General features: G+C 64.2%; 15 protein-coding genes. 6 read left to right on the plus strand and 9 right to left on the minus strand.

The window, feature by feature from the left end; translation table 11 throughout:
• Positions 1-57 precede the first annotated feature (57 nt).
• Complete coding sequence (locus ACOKS3_RS27485) at positions 58-2,862, plus strand: dermonecrotic toxin domain-containing protein (protein ID WP_422764565.1); 2,805 nt, start codon at positions 58-60, stop codon at positions 2,860-2,862.
• Here the strand turns inward: ACOKS3_RS27485 and ACOKS3_RS27490 are convergent.
• From ACOKS3_RS27490 to glnE, 8 genes are all read right to left on the minus strand, one after another.
• Positions 2,823-4,265: a lipopolysaccharide kinase InaA family protein gene (locus ACOKS3_RS27490; RefSeq protein ID WP_422764564.1), complete on the minus strand. Its 1,443-nt coding sequence runs from the start codon at positions 4,263-4,265 to the stop codon at positions 2,823-2,825. The two genes, ACOKS3_RS27485 and ACOKS3_RS27490, sit on opposite strands and share 40 nt — an antisense overlap.
• The gene (locus tag ACOKS3_RS27495; protein WP_103448676.1) at positions 4,265-5,017 is read right to left on the minus strand and encodes a lipopolysaccharide kinase InaA family protein; all 753 of its coding nucleotides are present in this window, start codon (positions 5,015-5,017) and stop codon (positions 4,265-4,267) included. Before ACOKS3_RS27495 ends, ACOKS3_RS27490 begins: the two co-directional genes overlap by 1 nt.
• Positions 5,014-5,748, minus strand: coding sequence for a lipopolysaccharide kinase InaA family protein (locus tag ACOKS3_RS27500; protein WP_103448675.1), 735 nt, complete (start codon positions 5,746-5,748; stop codon positions 5,014-5,016). The genes ACOKS3_RS27495 and ACOKS3_RS27500 overlap by 4 nt, the downstream gene beginning before the upstream one ends.
• The gene (gene rfaP, locus ACOKS3_RS27505) at positions 5,748-6,554 is read right to left on the minus strand and encodes a lipopolysaccharide core heptose(I) kinase RfaP (protein ID WP_103448674.1); all 807 of its coding nucleotides are present in this window, start codon (positions 6,552-6,554) and stop codon (positions 5,748-5,750) included. Before rfaP ends, ACOKS3_RS27500 begins: the two co-directional genes overlap by 1 nt.
• Positions 6,551-7,675 carry a glycosyltransferase family 4 protein gene (locus ACOKS3_RS27510; protein ID WP_103448673.1) on the minus strand — a complete coding sequence of 375 codons (1,125 nt, stop codon included), beginning with the start codon at positions 7,673-7,675 and terminating at the stop codon, positions 6,551-6,553. Before ACOKS3_RS27510 ends, rfaP begins: the two co-directional genes overlap by 4 nt.
• The gene (waaC, locus tag ACOKS3_RS27515; protein ID WP_103448672.1) at positions 7,675-8,733 is read right to left on the minus strand and encodes a lipopolysaccharide heptosyltransferase I; all 1,059 of its coding nucleotides are present in this window, start codon (positions 8,731-8,733) and stop codon (positions 7,675-7,677) included. The genes ACOKS3_RS27510 and waaC overlap by 1 nt, the downstream gene beginning before the upstream one ends.
• Positions 8,734-9,783: a lipopolysaccharide heptosyltransferase II gene (gene waaF / locus ACOKS3_RS27520; RefSeq protein ID WP_103448671.1), complete on the minus strand. Its 1,050-nt coding sequence runs from the start codon at positions 9,781-9,783 to the stop codon at positions 8,734-8,736. It abuts the gene before it with no gap.
• Between the two features lie 111 nt (positions 9,784-9,894).
• Positions 9,895-12,828, minus strand: coding sequence for a bifunctional [glutamate--ammonia ligase]-adenylyl-L-tyrosine phosphorylase/[glutamate--ammonia-ligase] adenylyltransferase (gene glnE / locus ACOKS3_RS27525; protein ID WP_103448670.1), 2,934 nt, complete (start codon positions 12,826-12,828; stop codon positions 9,895-9,897).
• Between the two features lie 383 nt (positions 12,829-13,211).
• Between glnE and aceE the strand changes: the two genes are divergently transcribed.
• The 5 genes from aceE to ACOKS3_RS27550 all read left to right on the plus strand — a co-directional run bounded on the left by aceE (position 13,212) and on the right by ACOKS3_RS27550 (position 21,888).
• Entirely contained in the window at positions 13,212-15,857 is a 2,646-nt protein-coding gene (aceE, locus tag ACOKS3_RS27530) for a pyruvate dehydrogenase (acetyl-transferring), homodimeric type (RefSeq protein WP_060512192.1), read from the plus strand.
• A gap of 13 nt (positions 15,858-15,870) precedes the next feature.
• On the plus strand, positions 15,871-17,508 hold the full coding sequence (gene aceF, locus ACOKS3_RS27535; protein ID WP_103448668.1) for a dihydrolipoyllysine-residue acetyltransferase: 1,638 nt from the start codon (positions 15,871-15,873) through the stop codon (positions 17,506-17,508).
• Between the two features lie 255 nt (positions 17,509-17,763).
• Complete coding sequence (locus ACOKS3_RS27540) at positions 17,764-20,448, plus strand: putative bifunctional diguanylate cyclase/phosphodiesterase (RefSeq protein ID WP_103448667.1); 2,685 nt, start codon at positions 17,764-17,766, stop codon at positions 20,446-20,448.
• 144 nt (positions 20,449-20,592) lie between these two features.
• Positions 20,593-21,261 carry a peptide-methionine (S)-S-oxide reductase MsrA gene (msrA, locus tag ACOKS3_RS27545; RefSeq protein WP_103448666.1) on the plus strand — a complete coding sequence of 223 codons (669 nt, stop codon included), beginning with the start codon at positions 20,593-20,595 and terminating at the stop codon, positions 21,259-21,261.
• A gap of 3 nt (positions 21,262-21,264) precedes the next feature.
• The gene (locus ACOKS3_RS27550; RefSeq protein WP_103448665.1) at positions 21,265-21,888 is read left to right on the plus strand and encodes a glutathione S-transferase; all 624 of its coding nucleotides are present in this window, start codon (positions 21,265-21,267) and stop codon (positions 21,886-21,888) included.
• A 98-nt stretch (positions 21,889-21,986) separates the two neighbouring features.
• Here ACOKS3_RS27550 and rloA2 read toward each other — a convergent pair whose 3' ends face one another.
• Positions 21,987-22,487 (minus strand): retropepsin-like aspartic peptidase RloA2, encoded by a 501-nt coding sequence (rloA2, locus tag ACOKS3_RS27555; protein WP_103448664.1) that lies wholly within the window; start codon positions 22,485-22,487, stop codon positions 21,987-21,989.
• Positions 22,488-22,582: the final 95 nt, after the last annotated feature.

Genomic DNA, 22,582 nt, shown 5'->3' on the forward strand with positions numbered 1-22,582 from the left:
CCAGGCGCCACCTGCTCGCCTGAGCATGCCCGCTCCCTGACTCGCGGAGAGCGGAACATGCTACCCCTGCAACGTATTGATTTCCTGCACCACCAGGTGCTGGCCTTGCTCGAAGCGATGCCAGTTGTCACCCTGCCACCGCAGTCACGTCAGCACCTGCATGGCGAGCTCGCCGACTATTGGGCCGCCACCGACAGCCAAGGCCGCTCGCGCGCCACCCGGCTGGCCGACATCCGCCGGGCGATGATGCATGCCGAGGCCGACCTGCGCGCGGCCGACCAGACGTTGAGCGCGGACCTGGCCAGTGTCATCGGCACCTTCCTCGACCTTCCTCATGCCTGGCAGCGCCGGCACCAGCCGCTCGCACGTCGCGCCCAGGCCTACCGCCCGGTGCTCTTGCGCGGCAGCCCGGCATGGCGCGCGGCACTGCCGGGCATGTTCGTGATCGTCACCGGAAAGGCAGAAGGGCAAAACCTCGAAGCCGACCAGGCAACCGGCCCTGCACTGCTATTGGGCTTGGCACAGGGCATGGAAGCCTATTCCTCGCTGCACGAACTGCACCAAGAGCTGTGCGAGCGCCTGGACGATCCACTTCAAAGCGGGCCATTGCTGCAGTTGCTGGTGAACGATGCGCAAATCGAGAATGCCCGCCTGGCCGACCGCCTGCGCTACGAGTGGTACGCCGATGACCCGTTGCAAGCGCAGGTCGACTGCCTGCTGGAAGCCCAGCGCCTGCGCCTCAACCAGACCTGGTCGACACTGCCGGCCAACGCCCCGGAGCGAGCGGCCGAAAAGCTGCGCGAGGCCATGGCACTGCGCGTGGAGGCTGGCAGCAAGGCACTGCTCGACACCCGCTATGCGGCGCTCCTGGATAAAAACCTGCCCGACTGGCTGCGCTCGGCAACGCCTCAGGCGCTCGCACACATCATGCAAGGGATGCAGGAGCTTATCGCTACCGGCGAGCAAGTCGCCGCTCCCGGCATCCTCACGCTCAAGCAGTTCCAGCAACGCGAATCGCTGCAGGGCTGGGCCAGGCAACGCGTACGAAACCGCCTTCGTCATGACCTGGGCTTGACCGTTGAGCCGTCAGAGATCCTGGTCAAGGTGGTGTACACACGCCAGACCGGGCCCTGGCTCAACCCCTTGCAACCTTCGTCCTACGTGACCTGGCGGGGCTTCCAGAACGTTGGCGGAGAACTGGTCGAGGCCATCCATGCCAGTTACCCGCTGGATGAGCTGGCCATCCGCAATCTTGCCTGGTTCGACTATGACTACTGGCTGACCGCACGGGTAGCCAGGAGCGACGGCACAGCCCTGCCGGCCCAGCTGAACCCAAGCTACATCAAGACGCTGGTCAGAAGCCTGAATGTTGGTGACAGCTACGCCAGCTACCTGCGCACACAGTTGATCGACTCAGTGGAAGGCAAGTGGCGGTTGCATGCACACAGCATGGTCAACCGTGCACGCATGCGCGCCGAAGCGGCCAAGGCACGTTACGCCGGACACCTCTCCAAGGACTGGTCAGAGCGCCACTATCGCTGGGTGGAGCAGGTGCTGTCGCAACCGCACAATGCCTTGCGCCCGCGCGTGGACGGGCACGCGGTGATTGCCCGCCAGCTGTTGATCCAACGCAACACCGTGCAGGGAGTGCTATTGCTAGCCAGTGGCTCACGCAACATCACCGCCTTCGTGCTCTATACACCCAACGCACCGGACCGACGCGCCTGGCGCTCATTTGCCAACCCCCGTGCACTGCTGCGCCTGCTGCGCGACAAGCCTTTGCTGCGCACCTACTTCGCCCGGTGCCTGCCGCTCCTGCCCGCTGCGCAGGTCGAGAAGCTGCTGCTCAGAGGGCGCCTGGGCCGAGTGTTAGAGACACCGGCCATCGACGACGACTTGTTCCTGGCCTGTTACATGGCCGAAGTTCGCGGCATGCTGGCAGCGGCAGACGCCAACAGCCACAGCACTGCCGAAGTGGATGCCGAACAGGCGCTGAAACTAAGCTGGACCTTACTGGACCTGATCAGCCTCCTCCTGCCGACCAAACTCATGGTCCCGTTGGCACTCGGGCGCATGGCACTGGAGATCTGGAACGGCATTGACGCCTACCGCCAGGAGGACCTCAATGGAGTGCTCAACCATGCCTACAATGCCCTGAGCCACCTCAATGATGCGGGTACCAGCCTGGCCAGCACCGGGCTGATGCGCCGCATGCTGCGGGGAATGCCCAAGCAACCGCCGCTGCCACTGCCGCCACGTTTCAGTGTGACCCCTGAAACGAGCAACCTGCGCTATCGCATCGGCGGCGTGTACGGCGAGGAAGTGTTTGAAAAAACTTCCGCCTTCGACGGCTTGTCCGAGTACTTCATTCAGGATGCCCAAGGCCGTTACTTCAAGGTCACGTTCGATGGCAGCCGCTGGCGGGCCATCGACCCTGACCGCCCGGATGCCTATCTCACGCAGCCAATCAAGCGTCTGGCGGACGGCAATTGGGTCATCGACTCGCCACTGTTCTGGTACGACGGCCTCCCGGACCTGGTACGCCTGTTCGACGATTGTCGCCTGCAGGTGCGGCTGGCCGGCTTACCGAGCAGCGACGCCGAGGGCCTGTTCACGGATCATCTACAGCTCTACCTGCAGACCCAGGGCGGTCAGCTGCCACTGCGGCGCCACCTGCTGGCCGGTCACTATCACTTGCAGATCCCCGAAGCCACCAACGCCGGCGTCGTGCCATGGGCCATCCTGCGCTGGCGGGATGGCCAGTGGCGCATCCGCCTGCGTCAGGCTGGGCGCAGCAGCGACTGGCTGGCCCTGCCTGAGGCTTACTCGGTCAGCTTGGGCAGCAGGCGGTCGAGCCGCTGATGCAAAGCACTGCCCGTAGGCCAGTTGCGCAGCAAGCGCGCCCGGTCCCGGGCATAGGCCGGTGCGAAGCTGAGCTGGGTGGCGTGCTGGCACATGGCGTCGAGGTCGATCAGCGACCATTGGCCGTTGTGCCAGAACAGGTTGTGCCCCTTGAAGTCGCCATGGCTGATACGCTCGCGGATCAGCTGCTGCATCACATGCACCAACGCATCGACCTGCTCTTCAGGCGCATCCCCATTTTCCACGTAGGGCGCAAAGCACTCAGTCAGGTCCGGGCCATCGACATACTCGGTGACCAGGTAAGCGCGGCTGCGCAGGCCCATCACCCGTTGCTCCAGCACCGCCAGCGGGCGGGGCGTGGCGATGTCGAGGAATTCCAGGCGGTGCCCTTCGATCCACGAATGCCAGGCGCGACTCGGGCGCCAGAACCGCTTGAACCAGTGCGCGGTGTTCTTGATGTTATAGCGCTTGAGCACCAGCTTGCGACCGTTCACCTCGATGCGCGCCACGCTGGCCGCACCTCCGGTCTTGTACAGGTGGCCCTTGTCGATCAGCGCGTCGGCCTGCTCCAACACCGGCAGCATGGCGTCCACCTCGCTGCGACGAATTGCGCGCAGGCCCGAAAGGCTGCGCTCGACGCTGAACAGGCTGCACTCGCGACCGGCCTTTTCCAGGTAATCCTTCTGCCGCCAGCTGCGCACCTTGTCCACCTGCTTCTGCAGCGCCTCCATCGGCAGCGCATGCTCGGCGTTGGCCAGCAGGTAGTGCACCAGCAACTCTTCGATGAACGGCTCCAGGCGCTTGGGCAACTGGGCAAAAAACACCCCGAGGTTTTCCAGCACACGTGGGCGCGACAGCTGCTGACCGGGCGTCTCTGCCTTGATGCCGGCGCCGTCGATCAGGTACAGCTTGCCGCCGTGGCGCAACAGGTTGTCCAGGTGCAGGTCTTCCTGCCACAGGCCTTGGGCATGCATCTGTGCCACGGCCGTGAGGGCTTCGCCCAGGACCAGGTGCTGCTCGTCGGCCAGTACCGGCAGGTTTTCCACCGCAGCCCAGGCATCGGCCAGGCTTTCAGCGCCATCGAGGAACTCGAACAGCAGCCAGCCGCCCTCGCCTTCCTTCAGGCCGTCGGCCAGCAGTTGCGGTGTGGTCAGGCCTTCTTTGGCCAGCAGCTTCACGCCATCCAGTTCGCGCTGGAAATGCCGTGCAGCATTGCTGCCGACCAGCAACTTGGCCAGCACCGGGGTGCCGCGCCAGATGCCAGCGCCGACATAGCGCTGGCCAGGCAACACCCGCAGCAGACTGAGCAATTGCAGGTCCGCCGTGCCGGCGGCATCGGCGAGGGTGATGCTCAAGGGCAGTGTCGGGCTGCGCCCGGCGTCTTTGAGTTGGGACAAACGCATCAACGGGCCTCTTTTTCACGACGGCGTTGCATCAGACGTTGCAGCCAGGTGTCGACCAGGGCGCTGTCAGCAGGCTGCTGCAGGTAGGCGGCCAGCAACTGGCGCACGTCCGCCTCGCTCCAGGCACTGGCACGGCGCAGCAGCGGCTCCAGATCGCGCAGGCGGTCGCGCATGCCGAACAGCAACGGCCGGGTCTTTTCCAGGTCTATCAGCTGGGCTTCCCAGCCTTCGCGGCGTTGGCGCAGGAAGATGTGCTTGGGATAAAAACAGCCGTGCACCTGGCCGGCACCGTGCAGGGTACGCGCCAGATGTCCGCAGGCCTTGAGGATGCCCACCCGGGTATCATCGGCAAGCTGTGACCACTGGGCCAGCAGGCCCTCCAGGTCGCTCCATTCGTCCAGCGCACGGGTCATCAGGATCGCCCGGTGCTGGCCGTTCTGCTTGCGCTCGCCGTAGAACACAGCCTGCAAAGCCGGGATGCGCAGTTTCTGGTAGCGGCTGATATTGCGGAATTCGCGGGCGAAGGTCGGTTCGCCAAACGGCCGGTGCAGGGTGCGGGTCAGGTAATCGCTCTGGCGCTTGAGGTAATAGCCTTTGCCTTCAAGCTCCAGGCGGTAGACGCTGCTCCAGCCGCCACGGCCGGTGTTGGGTTCGTCCACGGCGTCAAGCTGCAGCGCCCACAGCGCTTCGAAGTCGTTCAAGCCATGGCGTTTGAGCAGCGCGAGGTCCGCGCTGGCCAGGTAATCGGTCATTCCCTTCCCTCGAAGAAGCTCAGCACCTGGCGAATGCGTCGCTTGTCGCGCACATTCAGGCGCTGACGCCCACGGTACTGCAGGTAGAAGCGCAGGCGCTGGGTCGCCGACAGGTGATATTTGGCTACCTTGTCCAGGCAGGCCAGGTCTTTGATCATGCGGTGGCGCCACATGAAGCCGCGCCAGAAGTCACCGGTCGGGCAGTCGATGAAGAACAGCGTGCCCAGGTCGTCGACCAGCAAGTTGCGCCATTTCAGGTCGTTGTGGGCGAAACGGTGCTCGTGCATCACCCGGGTGTGGCGCGCCAGCTGACGGCTCAGCTTGTCGACCCACATCCGGTCGGCCAGGCGTGGGTCGTTGCGCTCAGCCAAGGCCGAGAGGTCTTCGGTGTGCGGCAGCTCACGGGTGATCATCGCGCCACGGCCAAAGGCCAGGCCTTTGCGTTCCAGGCCCCAGCCCACCACTTCGGCCGTGGGAATCTCCCACTTGGCGAACTGCTTGAGGTTCTGCCATTCGGCCTTGATACGTGGCCGGCCCAGGTAGCGACGCATATGCTTGCCAGCGCCGGTGTAGCGCTTGACGTAGTAGTTGACCCCGTCACGCTCGATGCGGATGACCTCGCTGAGCGGATCACGCGTGAGGTGTTCGCCCTTGAGGGCAAAGACCGCATCGAGGCTGCCAAAGTCCGACGCCAGATGTTCGTAGCCTGGCGCCAGTGTCCAACCCGCCATCAGAGTGCATCCCCATAGCGTTGCTTGCGATCGTAGAGCTTCTGCGCCTTGCGTTCGAGCCAGGCGAGCAGCGCGGCCTCCTCGGCCAGGATCTGCCGCAACGGTTGCTGGAAATAACCGCGCAGGAAGCGCAGCTTGTCGCGCCGGGTCAAGCCGATGTCCAGCGCCGAGAAGTACAGCGCGGCCAGGTCCTTGTCACGCCAGCGGCGGCTGATTTTCGCCCGGGTCTGCGCGCGGTGCAGGTCGATGACCGACAGTTTGAAGTCTTCCGGCGTCACCGGTCGGTCGGTGTGCAGCAGGAAGTGGCAGATGTAGCAGTCGCGGTGATTGACCCCGGCGCGGTGCATGCCGCCGGTCATCTTCGCTACTTCAGCAATCAGCGCACGCTTCAGACGCGGCTCGGGCGGTTTTTTCACCCAGTCGATGCTGAAATCTTCCAGGCTGATGGTCGGCGCCAGCTCTTCGGTGATGATGAACGAATGCTGGCTGGCCGGGTTGCTGCCGCGCTCGCCATAGGCCACGGCGGTCATGGTCGGCACGCCCACCTCATGCAGGCGCTGGATGGCCTGCCATTCCTGGCCGGCACCCAGCACCGGCAGTTTGGCGGTGAGCAGGTTCTTGAAGATCTCGCCCCAGCCGATGCCGCGGTGAATCTTGACAAAGAAGCCTTCGCCCTGGACTTCGGTACGCAGCGTGCGACGGCCTTCCAGCTCGCGATAGACCTCGCCTTGCAGCGCTTCCACGGCCTCGAAGGCGTCACGCCCGGCCCATAGGCGCTTGAAAGGTTCGGCCACTATCAGCTTCATGCGGTCTCCTGTCCCAGGATCACATCGGCAGCATGCTGCGGCATGCTGTACAGGTCGGCGCTGTCGGCGAAGGCCAGGCCATTGCGCGACCAGTCGGCGCGGGCCTGCCCGTCTTCCAGCATGCGCTGCAGATAAGCATTGAGCTGTTCCTGTTCGAACGGCTCGTCCAGCACCAGGCCACTGTCGGCCTCGGCGATGTAGTGGGCGTAGCCGCAGACCTTGGACACCAGCACCGGCAGGCCGGCCACCAGGGCCTCGAGCAGCACCGTACCGGTGTTCTCGTTGTACGCCGGGTGGATCAGCAGGTCGGCGCCCAGCAGGAAGCGCGGGATGTCGCTGCGGCCCTTGAGGAACTGCACCTGTTCGCCCAGGCCCAGGGTGGCGCTCTGCAACTGGAACACCTTGGGATCGTCCTGGCCGATGACCATCAGCCTGGTGCGCTTGCGCAGCGCCGATGGCAGCGCGGCCAGGGCCTTGAGGCTGCGGTCGACGCCCTTGGTCTTGAAGCCCGACCCGATCTGCACCAGCAGCAGCTCGTCATCGCCCAGGTTGAATTCCTTGCGGAACTCGGCGCGGATCTCGGCGGCATTGGCCGGCGCGCGGCGGTCCTGGGAAATGCCCGGTGGCAGCAGGTGGAAGCGCTCCACGGGGGTGCCGTAGTGCTTGATGAACAGCGGCTGCTGCACTTCGGAAATCATCAGCACTTCGGTGCGCGCGTCCTTGGCGAACACCGCGCGCTCGTATTCGGCGAAGTGCCGGTAGCGGCCCCAGCGGCGGTACAGGCCACCGCGCAGGGTCTGCGCCTTGTCCTCGAAGCAGCCGTCGGCGGCGTAGTAAACGTCCAGCCCCGGCATCTTGTTGAAGCCGATCAGGCGGTCGACCGGGCGCTTGGCCAGGTCCGCTTCCATCCAGGCGCTGAGCTTCTCGTTGCGGCGGTGGTTGAAGATCGCCTTGACCGGCGCCACCAGCACCTCGAAGCCCGGCGGAATGTCACCCTCCCAGATCAGCGTGTACACGCGGATCTGGTGGCCCCGCTTCTGGCATTCCAGGGCAATGCGCATGAAATCGCGCTGCAGCCCGCCGAAGGGGAAATATTTGTAAAGCACGAAAGCCAGTTGCATCAACGAACATCCTCAGCCAGCAGCAGCGCGCTCAGGCGGCTCGCTACATGCTCGGGATTCAGGCGAGTGAAGCACAGCGGCCACTCGCGTTTCAGATCGAACCGGCGCAGGTCGTCCGCGCTCGGTTTATAGGTGCACTTCTTCTGCAGGCACGGTGCGCACGGGAAATCGCTGGCCTGGTGAACCTGCACGCGCCCGTAGGCGCCGGTCAGGCCCGGGTTGGTAGGCCCGAACAGTGAAATGGTCGGCACATCCAGCGCTGCAGCCAGGTGGCCGAGGCCGGTATCCACCGCCACACAGGCCTTGGCCGCCGCCAGCACACGGGCAACGCCGGCAAGGTTCAATTTGGGGAGCACCTGGCAGTTGTTCAAGCCTTGGGCGATGCGCTCGGCGCGGGCCTTCTCGGCCGGGTTGCCCCACGGCAGGCGCACCTGCAGCTTGCGCCGGCCCAGGCGCTCGGCCAGTTCACGCCAGTAGGCTTCGGGCCAGTGCTTGGTCGCCCAGGTGGTGCCGTGCAGGAATACCACGTAGGGCGCAGCCGGCGGCAGTTGCAGGCGGTCAAGGTCGAGGCCGTAGTAGCCGATGCCTTCCGGCAGGTCGTAGGCCAGGGCCATGGCGAACAGTTGGCGCACACGCTCCACGGCATGCTGGCCGACGGCAACCGACAGCGGCCGGTCGTAGAAACGGCTGGCCCAGCCTTCACGGGCCGAGAAGCGGTCCAGGCCGGCGACCGGGGCCTTGACGTAGCGGGTCAGCCAGGCCGACTTGACCAGGCCCTGGGCATCGATCACCAGGTCATACTTGTGCTCGCGAACGCGCTGCTTGAACGCCTTCCACTCGCCGCTCTTGATCGTCTGCCAGATGTTCTTGCGCCAGCGGCGGATCGCCACCGGGATAACCTGGTCGACCGCCGGGTGCCAGCTGGGGATCTCGGCGAAGCCTTCTTCCACTACCCAGTCGAAACGGATGCCCGGGATGGCATGGGCGGCGTCGGTCAGCGCCGGCAAGGTGTGGATCACATCACCCAGCGACGAGGTCTTGATGATCAGTACCCGCACTTAGTCGACCTCGGCCACGGTATCGATCAGGTTCGGACCGCCCAGGCTGTGCAGGGCAGCGATGACTTTGCCAGGCTCCAGCAGGCGCAGGCAGTTATAGTGGCCGAAGCGGCAGGTACGGTCGAAGCACGGGCTGCATTCGATGCCGGTGCGCACCACTTCCACCTGTTCGGCCAGCGGCGGCGTGAAGCCTGGCGAAGTGGAACCGTACACCGCGACCAACGGGCGGTTCAGCGCGGCGGCCACGTGCATCAGGCCGGAGTCGTTGGACACCACGGCATCGGCGCAGGACATCAAATCGATGGCCTCGGCCAACGAGGTTTCGCCCGCCAGGTTGTACGACTCTTCACGGAACCCCGGAATCAGCCGGTCGCGAATCTGCTCGCCGACCGGGTGATCATTCTTCGAGCCGAACAGCCACACCTGCCAGCCCTGGCGGATCATCGCGTCAGCAACTTGGGCATAGTGCTCGGCCGGCCAGCGCTTGGCCTCGCCAAACTCGGCCCCAGGGCACAGCGCAAGCACCGGGCGGTCCAGCGCCAAGCCGAACTTAGCCATGGCAGCTTCACGGCTCTGCGCTTCGATCTGCAGGTTCGGCCGCGGATACGGCTGCGGCAGCTCGGCACCGGGCGCGTAGGCCAGGGCCATGAAGCGCTCGATCATCAGTGGGTAGCGGGCCTTGTCCAGCTTGCGCACGTCGTTGAGCAAGCCGAAGCGCATTTCGCCACGCCAGCCGGTGCGCTTGGGGATGCCGGCAAAGAACGGCACCAGCGCCGACTTCAGCGAGTTGGGCAGCAGGATGGCCTGGTCGTACTGGCCGGCCAGGGACTTGCCGATGCGCCGACGCGTGGCCAGTTCCAGCGCGCCGTGGCCGAGCGGGAAGCTCAAGGCCTGGCGCACTTCGGGCATGCGCTCGAGGATCGGCCGGCTCCACTCGGGTGCCAGCACGTCGATCAGGCAATCGGGGTGCTGCTGTTTCAGGCACTGGAACAGGGTCTGCGCCATCACCATGTCGCCGACCCAGCTGGGGCCAATGATCAGTATTCTCATGCTTAGTCCAGAAACGCTCGGGGAGGCTACAGGCTGCATACAGCCTGGCCTCCCCTCTTTATATTCAGGCTATGTGGCGGACAGTGTACCACTCAGACCCTTTCCGGGCCTTCAGGACAGCCCCAGCTCACCCCAGATCCGCCGCACCTGGCGGCGCTCATCGGCAAACTGCGCCGCATCGATCACCCCGGCCTGCTTCTGCAGGGCCTGGCGGTGCGATGCCGAGCGGAACGCCTTGTACACCTCACGCAACAGCACCGCGTCACTGGCCGGCATCAAACCTGCCTGCTCCAGCTCTTCCAGAATGCGGATGTTATCGGTCCATCGGAGTATGGCCGGGTGCTCGTGAGACCAGGCCAAAGCGGCGTATTGCACCATAAATTCGATATCGACGATACCGCCGGCATCCTGCTTGATATCGAACGGCACACCGGCCTCGAAGGCATTGGCCGCGGTACCGGCAAGCGTGGCCTTGGTGCCGAGGTTGTCGCGCATCTTGGCGCGCATCTCGCTCACCTCGCTGCGCAACTTGCCCAGATCGCGGGCCTGGCCCAGGACCTTGGCGCGCACCCCCTCGAACGCCGTCGCCACCTGCTTGCAGCCCACCAGCACACGGGCACGCACCAGGGCCTGGTGCTCCCAAGTCCAGGCTTCGCTCTGCTGGTAACGCTCGAACGCCCCCAGCGAGCTGACCAGCAGCCCCGCCGCGCCGGATGGGCGCAGGCGCATGTCGACGTCATACAGCTGGCCGGAGTTGGTCTGGGTGGTCAGCAGGTGGATGATGCGCTGGCCCAGGCGAGTGAAGAACTGCGCGCTGTCGATCGGCTTGGCGCCGTCGGTTTCCGCTTGCGGGTCGCCATCGTGGATGAACACCAGGTCCAGGTCCGAACCATGGCCCAGCTCCAGGCCGCCGACCTTGCCATAGCCGATTATGATGAAGCCTGGGTCGCACAGGCTGCCGTCACTGCGCTTGGGCTGGCCATGACGGGCCACGGTCTGGCGCCAGGCCAGGGCCAGCACCTGGTCGAGAATGGCTTCGGCCAGCCAGGTCAGGTAGTCGCTGACTTTCATCAACGGCAGGTTGCCGCTGATTTCCGACGCAGCCACACGCAGGCTGTGGGCCAGCTTGAAGTGGCGCAGCGCCTCCATCTGCTGTTCCAGGTCGTCCTCGGGGATGCGCGTCAAGCGCTCACGCAGCTCGGCGGCCAGTTCCGGCGCCAGTGGCGGGCTGAACAGGCGGCCTTCGTTGAGCAACTCATCGAGCAGCAACGGGTAGCGGGCGATCTGCTCGGCAATCCACGGGCTGGCGGCGCACAAAGTCAGCAAGCGCCGCAGCGCACCCGGATTTTCGGTGAGCAATACCAGATAAGCCGATCGCCGCGCTACGGCTTCGACCAGCGGCAGCACGCGCTCCAGCACCAGGTCCGGGTTGTCATGCTCCACGGCCTGGGCCAGCAAGCGTGGAATGAACGCATCCAGGCGCTCGCGGCCGATGCGCTGCATCGAGCGCAGCTGCGGGCTGGCACGCAGCGCGGCCAGGCGGCGCAGCGCTTCGGCCGGCTGTTTGAAGCCCGCTTCCTCCAGCTGGCGGCCCGCGGCCTCTTCATCTTGTGCCTGTTCCCACAGTGGCGACCACTCGCCGCCCACCACCAGCTCGCCCTCGCCTTCGTCTTCATCCGGGTCGGCGATGACCTGGCGGAAGTGCCAGTCGACCCGGCCGCGCCAGTGCATCAACTGATCGTGGAAGCTCTGCCAGTCAGCAAAGCCAAGGATATAGGCAACCCGCTCACGGTCCAGCTCGCTGTCCGGCAGCATCTGCGTCTGGCGGTCGGCGATAGCCTGGATGGCGTGCTCGGTGTAACGCAGGAATTCATAGCCTTCACGCAGCTCTGCGACCACGGCGGGTGGCAGATAACCCTGGCCTTCCAGGGTTGCCAGCACCTTGAGCAATGGCCGCAGTTGCAGGCTCAGGTCACGACCGCCATGGATCAGCTGGAAGGCCTGGGCGATGAACTCGACCTCGCGGATGCCACCGGCACCCAGCTTGATGTTGTCGGCCATGCCCTTGCGCCGCACTTCCTGCTGGATCAGCTGCTTCATGGTGCGCAGCGCTTCGATTGCGGAAAAGTCCAAGTAACGCCGGTACACGAACGGCTTCAGCATGTCCTGCAGTTGCGCGCCAGCGGCCTGGTCACCGGCCACCACCCGCGCCTTGATCATTGCGTAGCGTTCCCAGTCGCGGCCCTGGTCCTGGTAGTACTGCTCCAGCGCATTGAAGCTGAGCACCAGCGCGCCGGCCGAACCATAAGGGCGCAGGCGCATGTCGACGCGGAACACGAAGCCATCGACGGTCACCGGGTCGAGCGCCTTGATCAGGCGCTGGCCGAGGCGGGTGAAGAACTCCTGGTTCTCCAGCGAGCGCTTGACCCCTTCGGTTTCGCCGTTTTCGGGGAATGCGAAGATCAGGTCGATGTCCGAAGACAGGTTCAGCTCCACCGCGCCCAGCTTGCCCATGCCCAGCACCACCATATGCTGCGGCTGGCCGCTGCGGTTGCCGATCGGCGTGCCGAACTGCTGGCAATGGCGCGGGTACAACCACTGGTAGGCTTCATCGATGGCCGCGTCGGCGAGGTCCGACAGGTCGCGGCAGGTCTCGCCCAGCTCGGCTTGGCGGGTGATGTCGCGCCAGATGATCCGCAGCTGCTGGCGGTTGCGCTCGCGGCGCAGGTTGCGCGCCAGCTCGTCCTCGCTCTGCGCGGCCTGGGCCGCAGCGGCGATTTGCCCGCGCAGCTCGCCCGGGGCGTAGCGGCGGTCCAGCTCACCGCTGGCGATCAGGGCGAACAACATGGCCGGCTCGCGCTGGGCCATGCCAAGGACGAAGTCGCTGGCAGCGGCAACCTGATCGAACTGTTGCCGGTGCAACGGGGTCCAGGTGTGCAGGTCGAGGTCAGCGTGGCCTGCCACGGCATCGCTCAGAAACTGCTGGTTGCGCACGACCAGCGGTTGCAGGGAAGCAGGCAGTTCGAGCGGCAAAGGTAGGCGCATGGTCTATCCTTGATCGGCGTGAAATGAAGGGGAAAAAGCGGCCAAGAGGAAGCCGAACCTCGGTTGGACTGTCATACAAAAGTTGGAAATAGCTGAAAAAAACGAATCATTGGCAAGAAACATCAAGATTCACCTGTTCGCGACACATCGCCAACCAACATGAACGTTTTTCCTCACAAGCCAAGGTGCGACCAAACGTCGCATTTGTGTAGTTTTACTACTACCCATGGCGTGCAAAAGCATGAAATGCCGAAGCAAATGTAGTAAAACTACACGGCGCCGGGAGACACCCCGGTAATCCAAGAATTCACGACGTCTGCCCATAAGGCCAGTCGCAAACTCAGGCCCCCGATTCTGGTGGCCTTTCCGCCCTGGAGCAAGCCATGCAAGACCTCGATCCAATCGAAACCCAGGAATGGCTGGATGCCCTGGAGTCGGTCCTCGACAAAGAAGGCGAAGACCGCGCTCATTACCTGATGACCCGCATGGGCGAGCTGGCCACCCGCAGTGGCTCCCAGCTGCCGTACGCAATCACCACGCCATACCGCAACACCATCCCTGTCACCCACGAAGCACGCATGCCTGGCGACCTGTTCATGGAACGCCGCATTCGCTCGATGGTGCGTTGGAACGCGCTGGCCATGGTGATGCGCACCAACCTGAAGGACTCGGACCTGGGCGGCCACATCTCCAGCTTCGCTTCCAGTGCCACCCTGTACGACATCGGCTTCAACTACTTCTTCCAGGCGCCAACTGAAGAACATGGCGGCGACCTGATCTTCTTCCAGGGCCATGCATCGCCAGGCGTCTACGCCCGTGCCTTCATGGAAGGCCGCATCAACGAAGACCAGATGAACAACTTCCGTCAGGAAGTGGACGGCAACGGCCTGTCTTCGTACCCGCACCCATGGCTGATGCCTGACTTCTGGCAGTTCCCGACCGTTTCGATGGGTCTGGGCCCGATCCAGGCTATCTACCAGGCACGTTTCATGAAGTACCTGGAAGCCCGTGGCTTCATCCCGGCCGGCAAGCAGAAGGTCTGGTGCTTCATGGGCGACGGCGAGTGCGACGAGCCGGAATCCCTGGGCGCAATCGCCCTGGCCGGCCGCGAGAAGCTGGACAACCTGATCTTCGTCATCAACTGCAACCTGCAGCGGCTCGACGGCCCGGTTCGCGGCAACGGCAAGATCATCCAGGAACTCGAAGGCGTGTTCCGTGGCGGTGGCTGGAACGTCAACAAGGTCGTCTGGGGCCGCTTCTGGGACCCACTGTTCGCCAAGGACACCAACGGTGCCCTGCAGCGCCGTATGGACGAAGTCATCGACGGCGAGTACCAGAACTACAAAGCCAAAGACGGCGCGTACGTTCGTGAGAACTTCTTCAACACCCCAGAGCTCAAGGCCATGGTCGAAGACCTGTCCGACGACGAGATCTGGAAGCTCAACCGTGGCGGCCATGACCCGTACAAGGTCTACGCGGCTTACCACCAGGCTGTAAACCACAAGGATCAGCCAACCGTCATCCTGGCCAAGACCATCAAGGGTTACGGTACCGGTGCTGGCGAAGCCAAGAACACCGCGCACAACACCAAGAAGGTCGACGTCGACAGCCTGCGTCACTTCCGTGACCGCTTCGACATCCCGGTCAAGGATGCCGACCTGGAGAACCTGCCGTTCTTCAAGCCGGAAGAAGGTTCTGCCGAAGCCAAGTACCTGGCCGAGCGCCGCAATGCCCTGGGTGGCTTCGTGCCTCAGCGCCGCGCCAAGAGCTTCAGCGTGCCGACCCCGCCACTGGAAACGCTGAAAGCGATCCTGGACGGCTCGGGCGACCGCGAAATTTCCACCACCATGGCCTTCGTGCGCATCCTGGCGCAGCTGGTCAAGGACAAGGACATCGGCCAGCGCATCGTCCCGATCATCCCGGACGAAGCCCGTACCTTCGGTATGGAAGGCATGTTCCGCCAGCTGGGCATCTACTCGTCGGTCGGCCAGCTCTACGAGCCAGTCGATAAAGACCAGGTGATGTTCTACCGCGAAGACAAGAAGGGCCAGATCCTCGAGGAAGGCATCAACGAAGCCGGCGCCATGTCGTCGTTCATCGCTGCCGGTACCTCGTACAGCTGCCACAACCAGCCGATGCTGCCGTTCTACATCTTCTACTCGATGTTCGGCTTCCAGCGCATTGGCGACCTGGCCTGGGCTGCCGGCGACAGCCGCACCCGTGGCTTCCTGATCGGCGGTACCGCCGGCCGTACCACCCTCAACGGTGAAGGCCTGCAGCACGAAGACGGTCACAGCCACATGATGGCGGGCACCATCCCGAACTGCCGCACCTACGATCCGACCTACGGCTACGAGCTGGCGGTGATCATCCAGGACGGCATGAAGAAGATGACCGAAGAGCAACAGGACATCTTCTACTACATCACCGTGATGAACGAATCCTACCAGCAGCCAGCCATGCCGGCCGGTGTCGAGGAAGGCATCATCAAGGGCATGTACCTGCTCGAAGAAGACACCCGCGAGGCCGCGCACCACGTGCAGCTGATGGGCTCCGGCACCATCCTGCGCGAAGTCCGCGAAGCGGCGAAGATCCTGCGTGAAGAGTTCAACGTCGGCGCCGACGTGTGGAGCGTCACCAGCTTCAACGAACTGCGTCGCGACGGCCTGGCCGTGGAACGCGCCAACCGCCTGAAGCCTGGCCAGAAGCCACAGCAGACCTACGTCGAGCAGTGCCTGAACGGTCGCAAAGGTCCGGTCATCGCCTCCACCGACTACATGAAGCTGTTCGCCGAACAGATTCGCCAGTGGGTGCCGAGCAAAGAGTTCAAAGTCCTGGGTACCGACGGTTACGGTCGCAGCGACAGCCGCAAGAAGCTGCGTCACTTCTTCGAAGTCGACCGCCACTTCGTGGTGCTGGCTGCCCTGGAAGCCCTGGCTGACCGCGGCGAGATCGAACCCAAGGTTGTGGCTGACGCCATCGTCAAGTTCGGCATCGACCCGGACAAGCGCAACCCACTGGACTGCTGAGGAGTATTTTTAAGTGAGCGAACTCATTCGCGTACCTGACATCGGCAGCGGTGAAGGTGAAATCATCGAGCTGTTCGTCAAGGTCGGTGATCGTATCGAGGCTGACCAGAGCCTGCTGACCCTGGAGTCCGACAAGGCCTCCATGGAGATCCCGGCCCCCAAGGCCGGCGTGATCAAGGAACTGAAGGTCAAGCTGGGCGACCGCCTGAAAGAAGGCGACGAGCTGCTGGTTCTGGAAGCCGAGGGCGCCGCTGCTGCGGCCCCTGAGGCTCCAGCTGCCGCTGCTGCTCCGGCTCCAGCTGCTGCGCCGGCTCCGGCCGCCGAAGCCGCCCCTGCTCCGGCAGCAGCACCGGCTGCCGCCAGCGTGCAGGACATCCACGTGCCGGACATCGGTTCGTCGGGCAAGGCCAAGATCATCGAAGTGCTGGTCAAGGTCGGCGACACCGTCGAAGCCGACCAGTCGCTGATTACCCTGGAGTCCGACAAGGCCTCCATGGAAATCCCGTCGCCGGCTGCCGGCGTGGTCGAAGAAGTCCTGTGCAAGCTGGAAGACGAAGTCGGCACTGGCGACCTGATCTTCAAGCTCAAGGTTGCTGGCGCAGCACCTGCTGCTGCCCCGGCTCCAGCCGCTGCTGCACCTGCCCCGGCTGCCGCGCCTGCTGCTGCCGCTCCAGCTGCTGCTCCAGCCGAAGCTCCAGCGCCGATCGCTACCGCACCGGCTGCCGGCAGCAATGCCAAGGTTCACGCAGGCCCGGCAGTTCGCCAGCTGGCCCGTGAATTCGGTGTCGACCTGGGCGCAGTGGCCGCCACCGGTCCCCACGGTCGCATCTTGAAAGAAGACGTGCAGGTCTACGTCAAGGCGATGATGCAGAAAGCATCGGCCGCACCAGCCGCCGCTGGCGCAACCGGTGGCGCTGGCATCCCGCCGATCCCGGCCGTGGACTTCAGCAAGTTCGGTGAAGTGGAAGAAGTCGCCCTGACCCGCCTGATGCAGGTCGGCGCCACCAACCTGCACCGCAGCTGGCTGAACGTGCCGCACGTGACCCAGTTCGACTCCGCCGACATCACCGAGCTGGAAGCCTTCCGCGTTGCGCAGAAGGCCGTGGCCGAGAAGGCTGGCGTCAAGCTGACCGTGCTGCCACTGCTGCTCAAGGCCTGCGCCTTCCTGCTCAAGGAACTGCCGGACTTCAACAGCTCGCTGGCGCCAAGCGGCAAGGCCATCATCCGCAAGAAGTACGTGCACATCGGCTTCGCTGTGGACACCCCGGACGGCCTGCTGGTCCCTGTGATCAAGAACGTCGACCAGAAGAGCCTGCTGCAACTGGCTGCCGAAGCCGCTGCACTGGCCGAGAAGGCGCGCACCAAGAAGCTGTCGGCCGACGACATGCAAGGTGCCTGCTTCACCATCTCCAGCCTCGGCCACATTGGCGGCACCGGCTTCACGCCGATCGTCAACGCGCCGGAAGTGGCGATCCTGGGCGTCTCCAAGGCGACCATGCAGCCAGTCTGGGATGGCAAGGCCTTCCAGCCGAAACTGATGCTGCCACTGTCGCTGTCCTACGATCACCGTGTGATCAACGGCGCTGCCGCCGCGCGCTTCACCAAGCGCCTGGGCGACGTGCTGGGCGATATCCGCACCATGCTGCTGTAAGGCGGCACACTGCCCCTCCTTGCGAGGGGCAGTACTCTTTTCGAGCTGCCACGCTCGTACCTCAACCCCGCCAGATGGCGGGGCTTTTTTTGCCTGCCAGTTCCCAAATCCTCAAGCCAAACTAAGGATTTCGGCCAGCCGGCCGAAAACATATACATGACAGCCCTCATGGCCGCTTGCCAGCCTCAGGGACATGATGCAACCTTGCCAGATGCGCCGCCGCCCAGGCCGCGTCCCCCTTCAAGCGAGTCTTCGATGAAAAGCCAACCCGATGCCGCCAGCCGTGTGGCGGCCGAGGTCGTCACGCAGCTCCCCGTGCCCTCGCGGCTCGGCATGTTGCGTTTCGAAAGGCTGAACGAAGCCAACTGGGCGATGCTTTACCTGGACCCGGCCTGCGACCGCCAGTTCGGCTTGCCCGCTTCCGAGCTGTGCGCACTGATCGATTCGCCCTACGCCAGCCTGATGGAACCCGAAGCACGCTATCGGCTGCACGATGAGATCCAGCTGCAACTGAGCAACCGTGGCTACTACCGCGTGCGCTATACCCTGCATACCCAGGCCCGCGCGCTGCCCCTGCTGGAAGCCGGCGAAGCGTTCAAGCAGCACAACCGCCAGCTGCTGCGCGGCTTCCTGACGGTGCTTGATGACGAAGACGACAGCGACCTCGACACCAACGATCTGGAATCGCGCAACAACCGCCTGCAACTGGCCCTGCAGATCAATCAGCGCGCCCAGCAGGAGCAGCTTGAGCACCTGGAGCGCGTGCGCGCCCAGCAAGACCTCATCCTGCGCCTTGCCCGCCAGCGCTACAGCGCCGAAAACTCGCTGCTCGAAGCCGCCCAGCTGATCACCCGCAGCGCCTGCGAAATCTACAAGGTCGACAGTGCCAGCATCTGGCACCTGGACGACCAGCGCCTGGAGCCGATCAGTGCCTGGCTGCGCAACGAGCAAGTGCACCGCCTGCCCGAACCGATCGATGCCAGCCGCTTCCCCGACTACCTCGAAGCCCTGCACGCCAGCCGCGCCATCGACGCGCACAACGCCAACCACGACCCTCGGACCCGAGAGCTGGCCCAGACCCTGTATGCCGACAACAACGCCATGCTCGACGCCAGCATTCGCGTCGATGGCCAGGTGGTCGGCGTACTGTGCCTGGAGCAGACCGGCCAGCCGCGGGCCTGGCAGTCCGACGAAATCGCCTTTGCCGGTGAGCTGGCCGACCAGTTCGCCCAGGTCATCACCAACCACAACCGGCGCACCGCAGCCAGCGCCCTGCACCTGTTCCAGCGGGCTGTGGAACAGAGCGCCAGCGCCTTCCTGCTGGTCAACCGCGACGGCGTGGTGGAGTACGTCAACCCAAGCTTCACGGCGATTACCCAGTACAGCACCGAGGAAGTCCAGGGCCACCACCTGGCCGAGCTGCCTGCCCTGGAAAACCTCAGCGAGCTGCTGTTCGACTCGCCGTCGAGCCTGGCCATGGGCAACAGCTGGCAGGGTGAATTCAAAAGCCGGCGCAAGAACCTCGAACCCTACTGGGGCCAGCTGTCGATCTCCAAAGTGTACGGCGACAACCGTGAGCTGACCCACTACATTGGCATCTACGAAGACGTCACCCAGACCAAACTTGCCCAGCAGCGCATCGAGCGCCTGGCCTACACCGACAACCTGACCAACCTCGGCAACCGCCCGGCGTTCATCCGCAAGCTCGACGAGCGCTTCGCCCGCGACAGCGAGAACCCGATCTGCCTGCTGCTGGTGGACATCGACAACTTCAAGCGGATCAACGACAGCCTCGGCCACCAGACCGGCGACAAGCTGCTGATCAGCCTGGCCCGGCGCCTGCGCAACAGCCTGAGCGTGAACGGCGTGCTCGCCCGTTTTGCCAGCAACGAGTTCGCCGTGCTGCTCGACGACACCAGCCTGGAAGACGGCCAGGGCGTTGCCCTGCAGTTACTGCGCACCCTCGACAAGCCGATGTTCGTCGACAACCAGCTGATCAACGTTACCGCCTCGGTGGGTCTGGCCTGCGCGCCGCTGCACGGCAGCGATCCGACCACCCTGATGAAGAACGCCGGCCTCGCCCTGCACAAGGCCAAGGCCAACGGCAAGCACCAGGTGCAGGTGTTCACCGAAGTGCTCAACGCCGAAGCCAGCTACAAGCTGTTCGTCGAGAACAACCTGCGCCGCGCCCTGACCCAGAACGAGCTGGAGGTGTTCTACCAGCCCAAGCTGTGCCTGCGCAGCGGTCGCCTGTTGGGCCTAGAGGCCTTGCTGCGCTGGAACCACCCCGAACGCGGCATGATCCGCCCGGACCAGTTCATCAGCGTGGCCGAGGAAACCGGCCTGATCATTCCCATCGGCAAGTGGGTGGTGCGCCAGTCGTGCCGCATGAGCCAGCAACTGCAGGAAGCCGGCATGGGCTGCCTGCACGTGGCCATCAACCTGTCGCCCAAGCAGTTCTCCGACCCCGACCTGGTGGCCTCGATCGCCTCCATCCTCAAGGAAGAAGGCCTGCCTGCGCACCTGCTGGAGCTGGAGCTGACCGAAGGCCTGCTGCTGGAAGCCTCGGAAGACACCCACCGCCAGCTCGACGAGCTCAAGGCGCTGGGCCTGACCCTGGCCATGGATGACTTCGGCACCGGCTATTCGTCGTTGAGCTACCTGAAGAAGTTCCCGATCGACATCATCAAGATCGACCGCAGCTTCATCAACGAGATCCCCGACAACCAGGACGACATGGAAATCACCTCGGCGGTAGTGGCCATGGCCCACAACCTCAAGCTCAAGGTGGTGGCCGAGGGCATCGAGACGCCAGAGCAACTGGCGTTCCTGCGCCGGCACCGCTGCGACGTCGGCCAGGGCTACCTGTTCGACCGGCCAATCCCGGGCCGCGAGCTTGCAGAAAAACTCAAGCGCTATCCACGCGGCCCAATGGCCTGACAGCTGCCTCAAGCTCGGGCACACTAGACCCCATTCGGGCCCTTCCACGGGACAAGCCCGCGCCTGCACGATCCCTGTAGGAGCGGGCTTGTCCCGCGAATGGCCCCAACACCTATCCAACTGAATTAACACAGAGGAACGGCCATGGTCCTGCGCTCGGAAATCCTGGTGAACAAAAACGTCATGCCAACCGCGGAGCAAGCCCTGCCTGGCCGCGAAACGCCCATGCAGCTGCCCGAATTCCACTACGTCTTCAAAGACACCCCACTGCTTGGCCCGTTCTTCGAAGGCGCCATCGATTTCGCCATCTTCGGCCTGGGCTGCTTCTGGGGCGCCGAGCGCCGCTTCTGGCAGCGTGAAGGCGTGGTCAGCACCGTGGTCGGCTACGCCGGCGGCTTCACCCCTAACCCGACCTACGAAGAAGTCTGCTCGGGCCTGACCGGCCACACCGAAGTGGTGCTGGTGGTGTTCGACAAGGACAAGGTCAGCTACCAGGAGCTGCTGGCGATGTTCTGGGAACTGCACAACCCGACCCAAGGCATGCGCCAGGGCAACGACATCGGCACCCAGTACCGTTCGGCCATCTACTGCACCAGCCCTGAACAGCTGGAGCAGGCCAAGGCCAGCCGCGACGCCTTCCAGGCTGAACTGAGCAAGGCCGGCTTCGGCGAAATCACTACCGAAATCGACCAGGCGCCGACCGTGTACTTCGCCGAGGCCTACCACCAGCAGTACCTGGCCAAGAACCCGGACGGCTACTGCGGCATCGGCGGCACCGGCGTGTGCCTGCCACCGAGCCTGCAGGGCAACTGAACCATGAGCACGATGACCCTGTTCCACTCGCCACTGTCGCCTTTCGTGCGCAAGGTCATGGTGGTGCTGCACGAGACTGGCCAGCTTGATCGCGTCAGCCTTCAGCCGGTGAACATCAGCCCGGTGAGCGGCGACGAGCAGCTTAACCATGGCAACCCGATCGGCAAGATCCCGGCCCTGCGCCTGGAAGACGGCACCGTGCTGCACGACAGCCGGGTGATTTGCGAGTACCTCGATCTGCAGCATGTCGGCCTGCCGCTGCTGCCACGCGAGGGCTCGGCGCGCTGGCGGCGCATGACCCTGGCCTCGCAGGCGGATGCGATCATGGATGCGGCGGTGTCGAGCCGTTACGAGAGCTTCCTGCGGCCTGAAGAGAAACGCTGGGACGGCTGGCTCGAAGCGCAAGGCGAGAAGATTCGCCGCAGCCTGGCGAACCTGGAGCAGGAGCACCTGGCTGAATTGGCTAGCGGTTTCGACCTCGCGGCGATCGGCGTGGCTTGTGCTCTAGGGTACTTGGACCTACGTCAGCCAGAGTTCGGCTGGCGTGAATGCCAGCCTGGCTTGGCGGCATGGTACGCCGAGGCGGCCCAACGGCCGTCAATGGTTGCCACTGCTCCGGTGGCCTGACGGGCCTCTTCGCGGGACAAGCCCGCTCCTACAGGTACCTCACGAGCTTGTAGGAGTGGGCTTGCCCCGCGAAAGGGCCGGCAAGACCTACATCACATTCAGCAATCAGGATTGCCCGCAGTAAACTTCTTGGCCGGGTTCACCGCCGCCTTGAACTGTCGCAATGCCTTGGAACCAATCAGCAACGGGTAGTTGAAGTGGCTGCGGTCCACCAGGTTGACCTCCATGGTGCGCTTCACGCCACCCAGGCACATCTCCAGGTCGACCACCGGCCGCTTGGAGATGTCCGGTGCATCACCCTCGTCCTCTTCATCGGCACGGCCCTTGATCTTGCTGATGCGCGAGACCTGGTGCTCATACACCTTGCCGTCGGAGTCCTTGGTTGCCAGGCGGAAACGTACCCACTCCTCGCCATCGCGAGTGAACAGCTCGATGTCCTTGGCCGACAGCGACGCGGTCCAGGCGCCGGTGTCCATCTTGGCCTTCAGGGTCTGGCCAAGCTCGGGCAACTTGATGTTCTCGTAACGGCCATACAGCGTGGGTTCGGCGGCCATGACCGGCAACGCCAGCAGCGATAATAGGGCAAGCAGAGATTTCACAGGCAGGCTTCCTTGAGAAGGGTCAGTGCTTAGACTGCACTGGCTGGATAGGTTCGCTCTCACAAGCCTAACCAACATGTTGTGAAACATTTGTC

Origin of the sequence: Pseudomonas sp. HS6-2 (genome assembly GCF_049325675.2) — a bacterium.
Lineage (GTDB): Bacteria > Pseudomonadota > Gammaproteobacteria > Pseudomonadales > Pseudomonadaceae > Aquipseudomonas > Aquipseudomonas putida_N.

What these genes read in the sequence shown, in the direction of transcription:
- ACOKS3_RS27485 (WP_422764565.1), top strand. Translation starts at nt 58, where the DNA reads ATGCTACCCCTGCAACGTATTGATTTCCTGCACCACCAGGTGCTGGCC.
- ACOKS3_RS27490 (WP_422764564.1), bottom strand. Translation starts at nt 4,265, where the DNA reads ATGCGTTTGTCCCAACTCAAAGACGCCGGGCGCAGCCCGACACTGCCC.
- ACOKS3_RS27495 (WP_103448676.1), bottom strand. Translation starts at nt 5,017, where the DNA reads ATGACCGATTACCTGGCCAGCGCGGACCTCGCGCTGCTCAAACGCCAT.
- ACOKS3_RS27500 (WP_103448675.1), bottom strand. Translation starts at nt 5,748, where the DNA reads ATGGCGGGTTGGACACTGGCGCCAGGCTACGAACATCTGGCGTCGGAC.
- rfaP (WP_103448674.1), bottom strand. Translation starts at nt 6,554, where the DNA reads ATGAAGCTGATAGTGGCCGAACCTTTCAAGCGCCTATGGGCCGGGCGT.
- ACOKS3_RS27510 (WP_103448673.1), bottom strand. Translation starts at nt 7,675, where the DNA reads ATGCAACTGGCTTTCGTGCTTTACAAATATTTCCCCTTCGGCGGGCTG.
- waaF (WP_103448671.1), bottom strand. Translation starts at nt 9,783, where the DNA reads ATGAGAATACTGATCATTGGCCCCAGCTGGGTCGGCGACATGGTGATG.
- glnE (WP_103448670.1), bottom strand. Translation starts at nt 12,828, where the DNA reads ATGCGCCTACCTTTGCCGCTCGAACTGCCTGCTTCCCTGCAACCGCTG.
- aceE (WP_060512192.1), top strand. Translation starts at nt 13,212, where the DNA reads ATGCAAGACCTCGATCCAATCGAAACCCAGGAATGGCTGGATGCCCTG.
- ACOKS3_RS27540 (WP_103448667.1), top strand. Translation starts at nt 17,764, where the DNA reads ATGAAAAGCCAACCCGATGCCGCCAGCCGTGTGGCGGCCGAGGTCGTC.
- msrA (WP_103448666.1), top strand. Translation starts at nt 20,593, where the DNA reads ATGGTCCTGCGCTCGGAAATCCTGGTGAACAAAAACGTCATGCCAACC.
- ACOKS3_RS27550 (WP_103448665.1), top strand. Translation starts at nt 21,265, where the DNA reads ATGAGCACGATGACCCTGTTCCACTCGCCACTGTCGCCTTTCGTGCGC.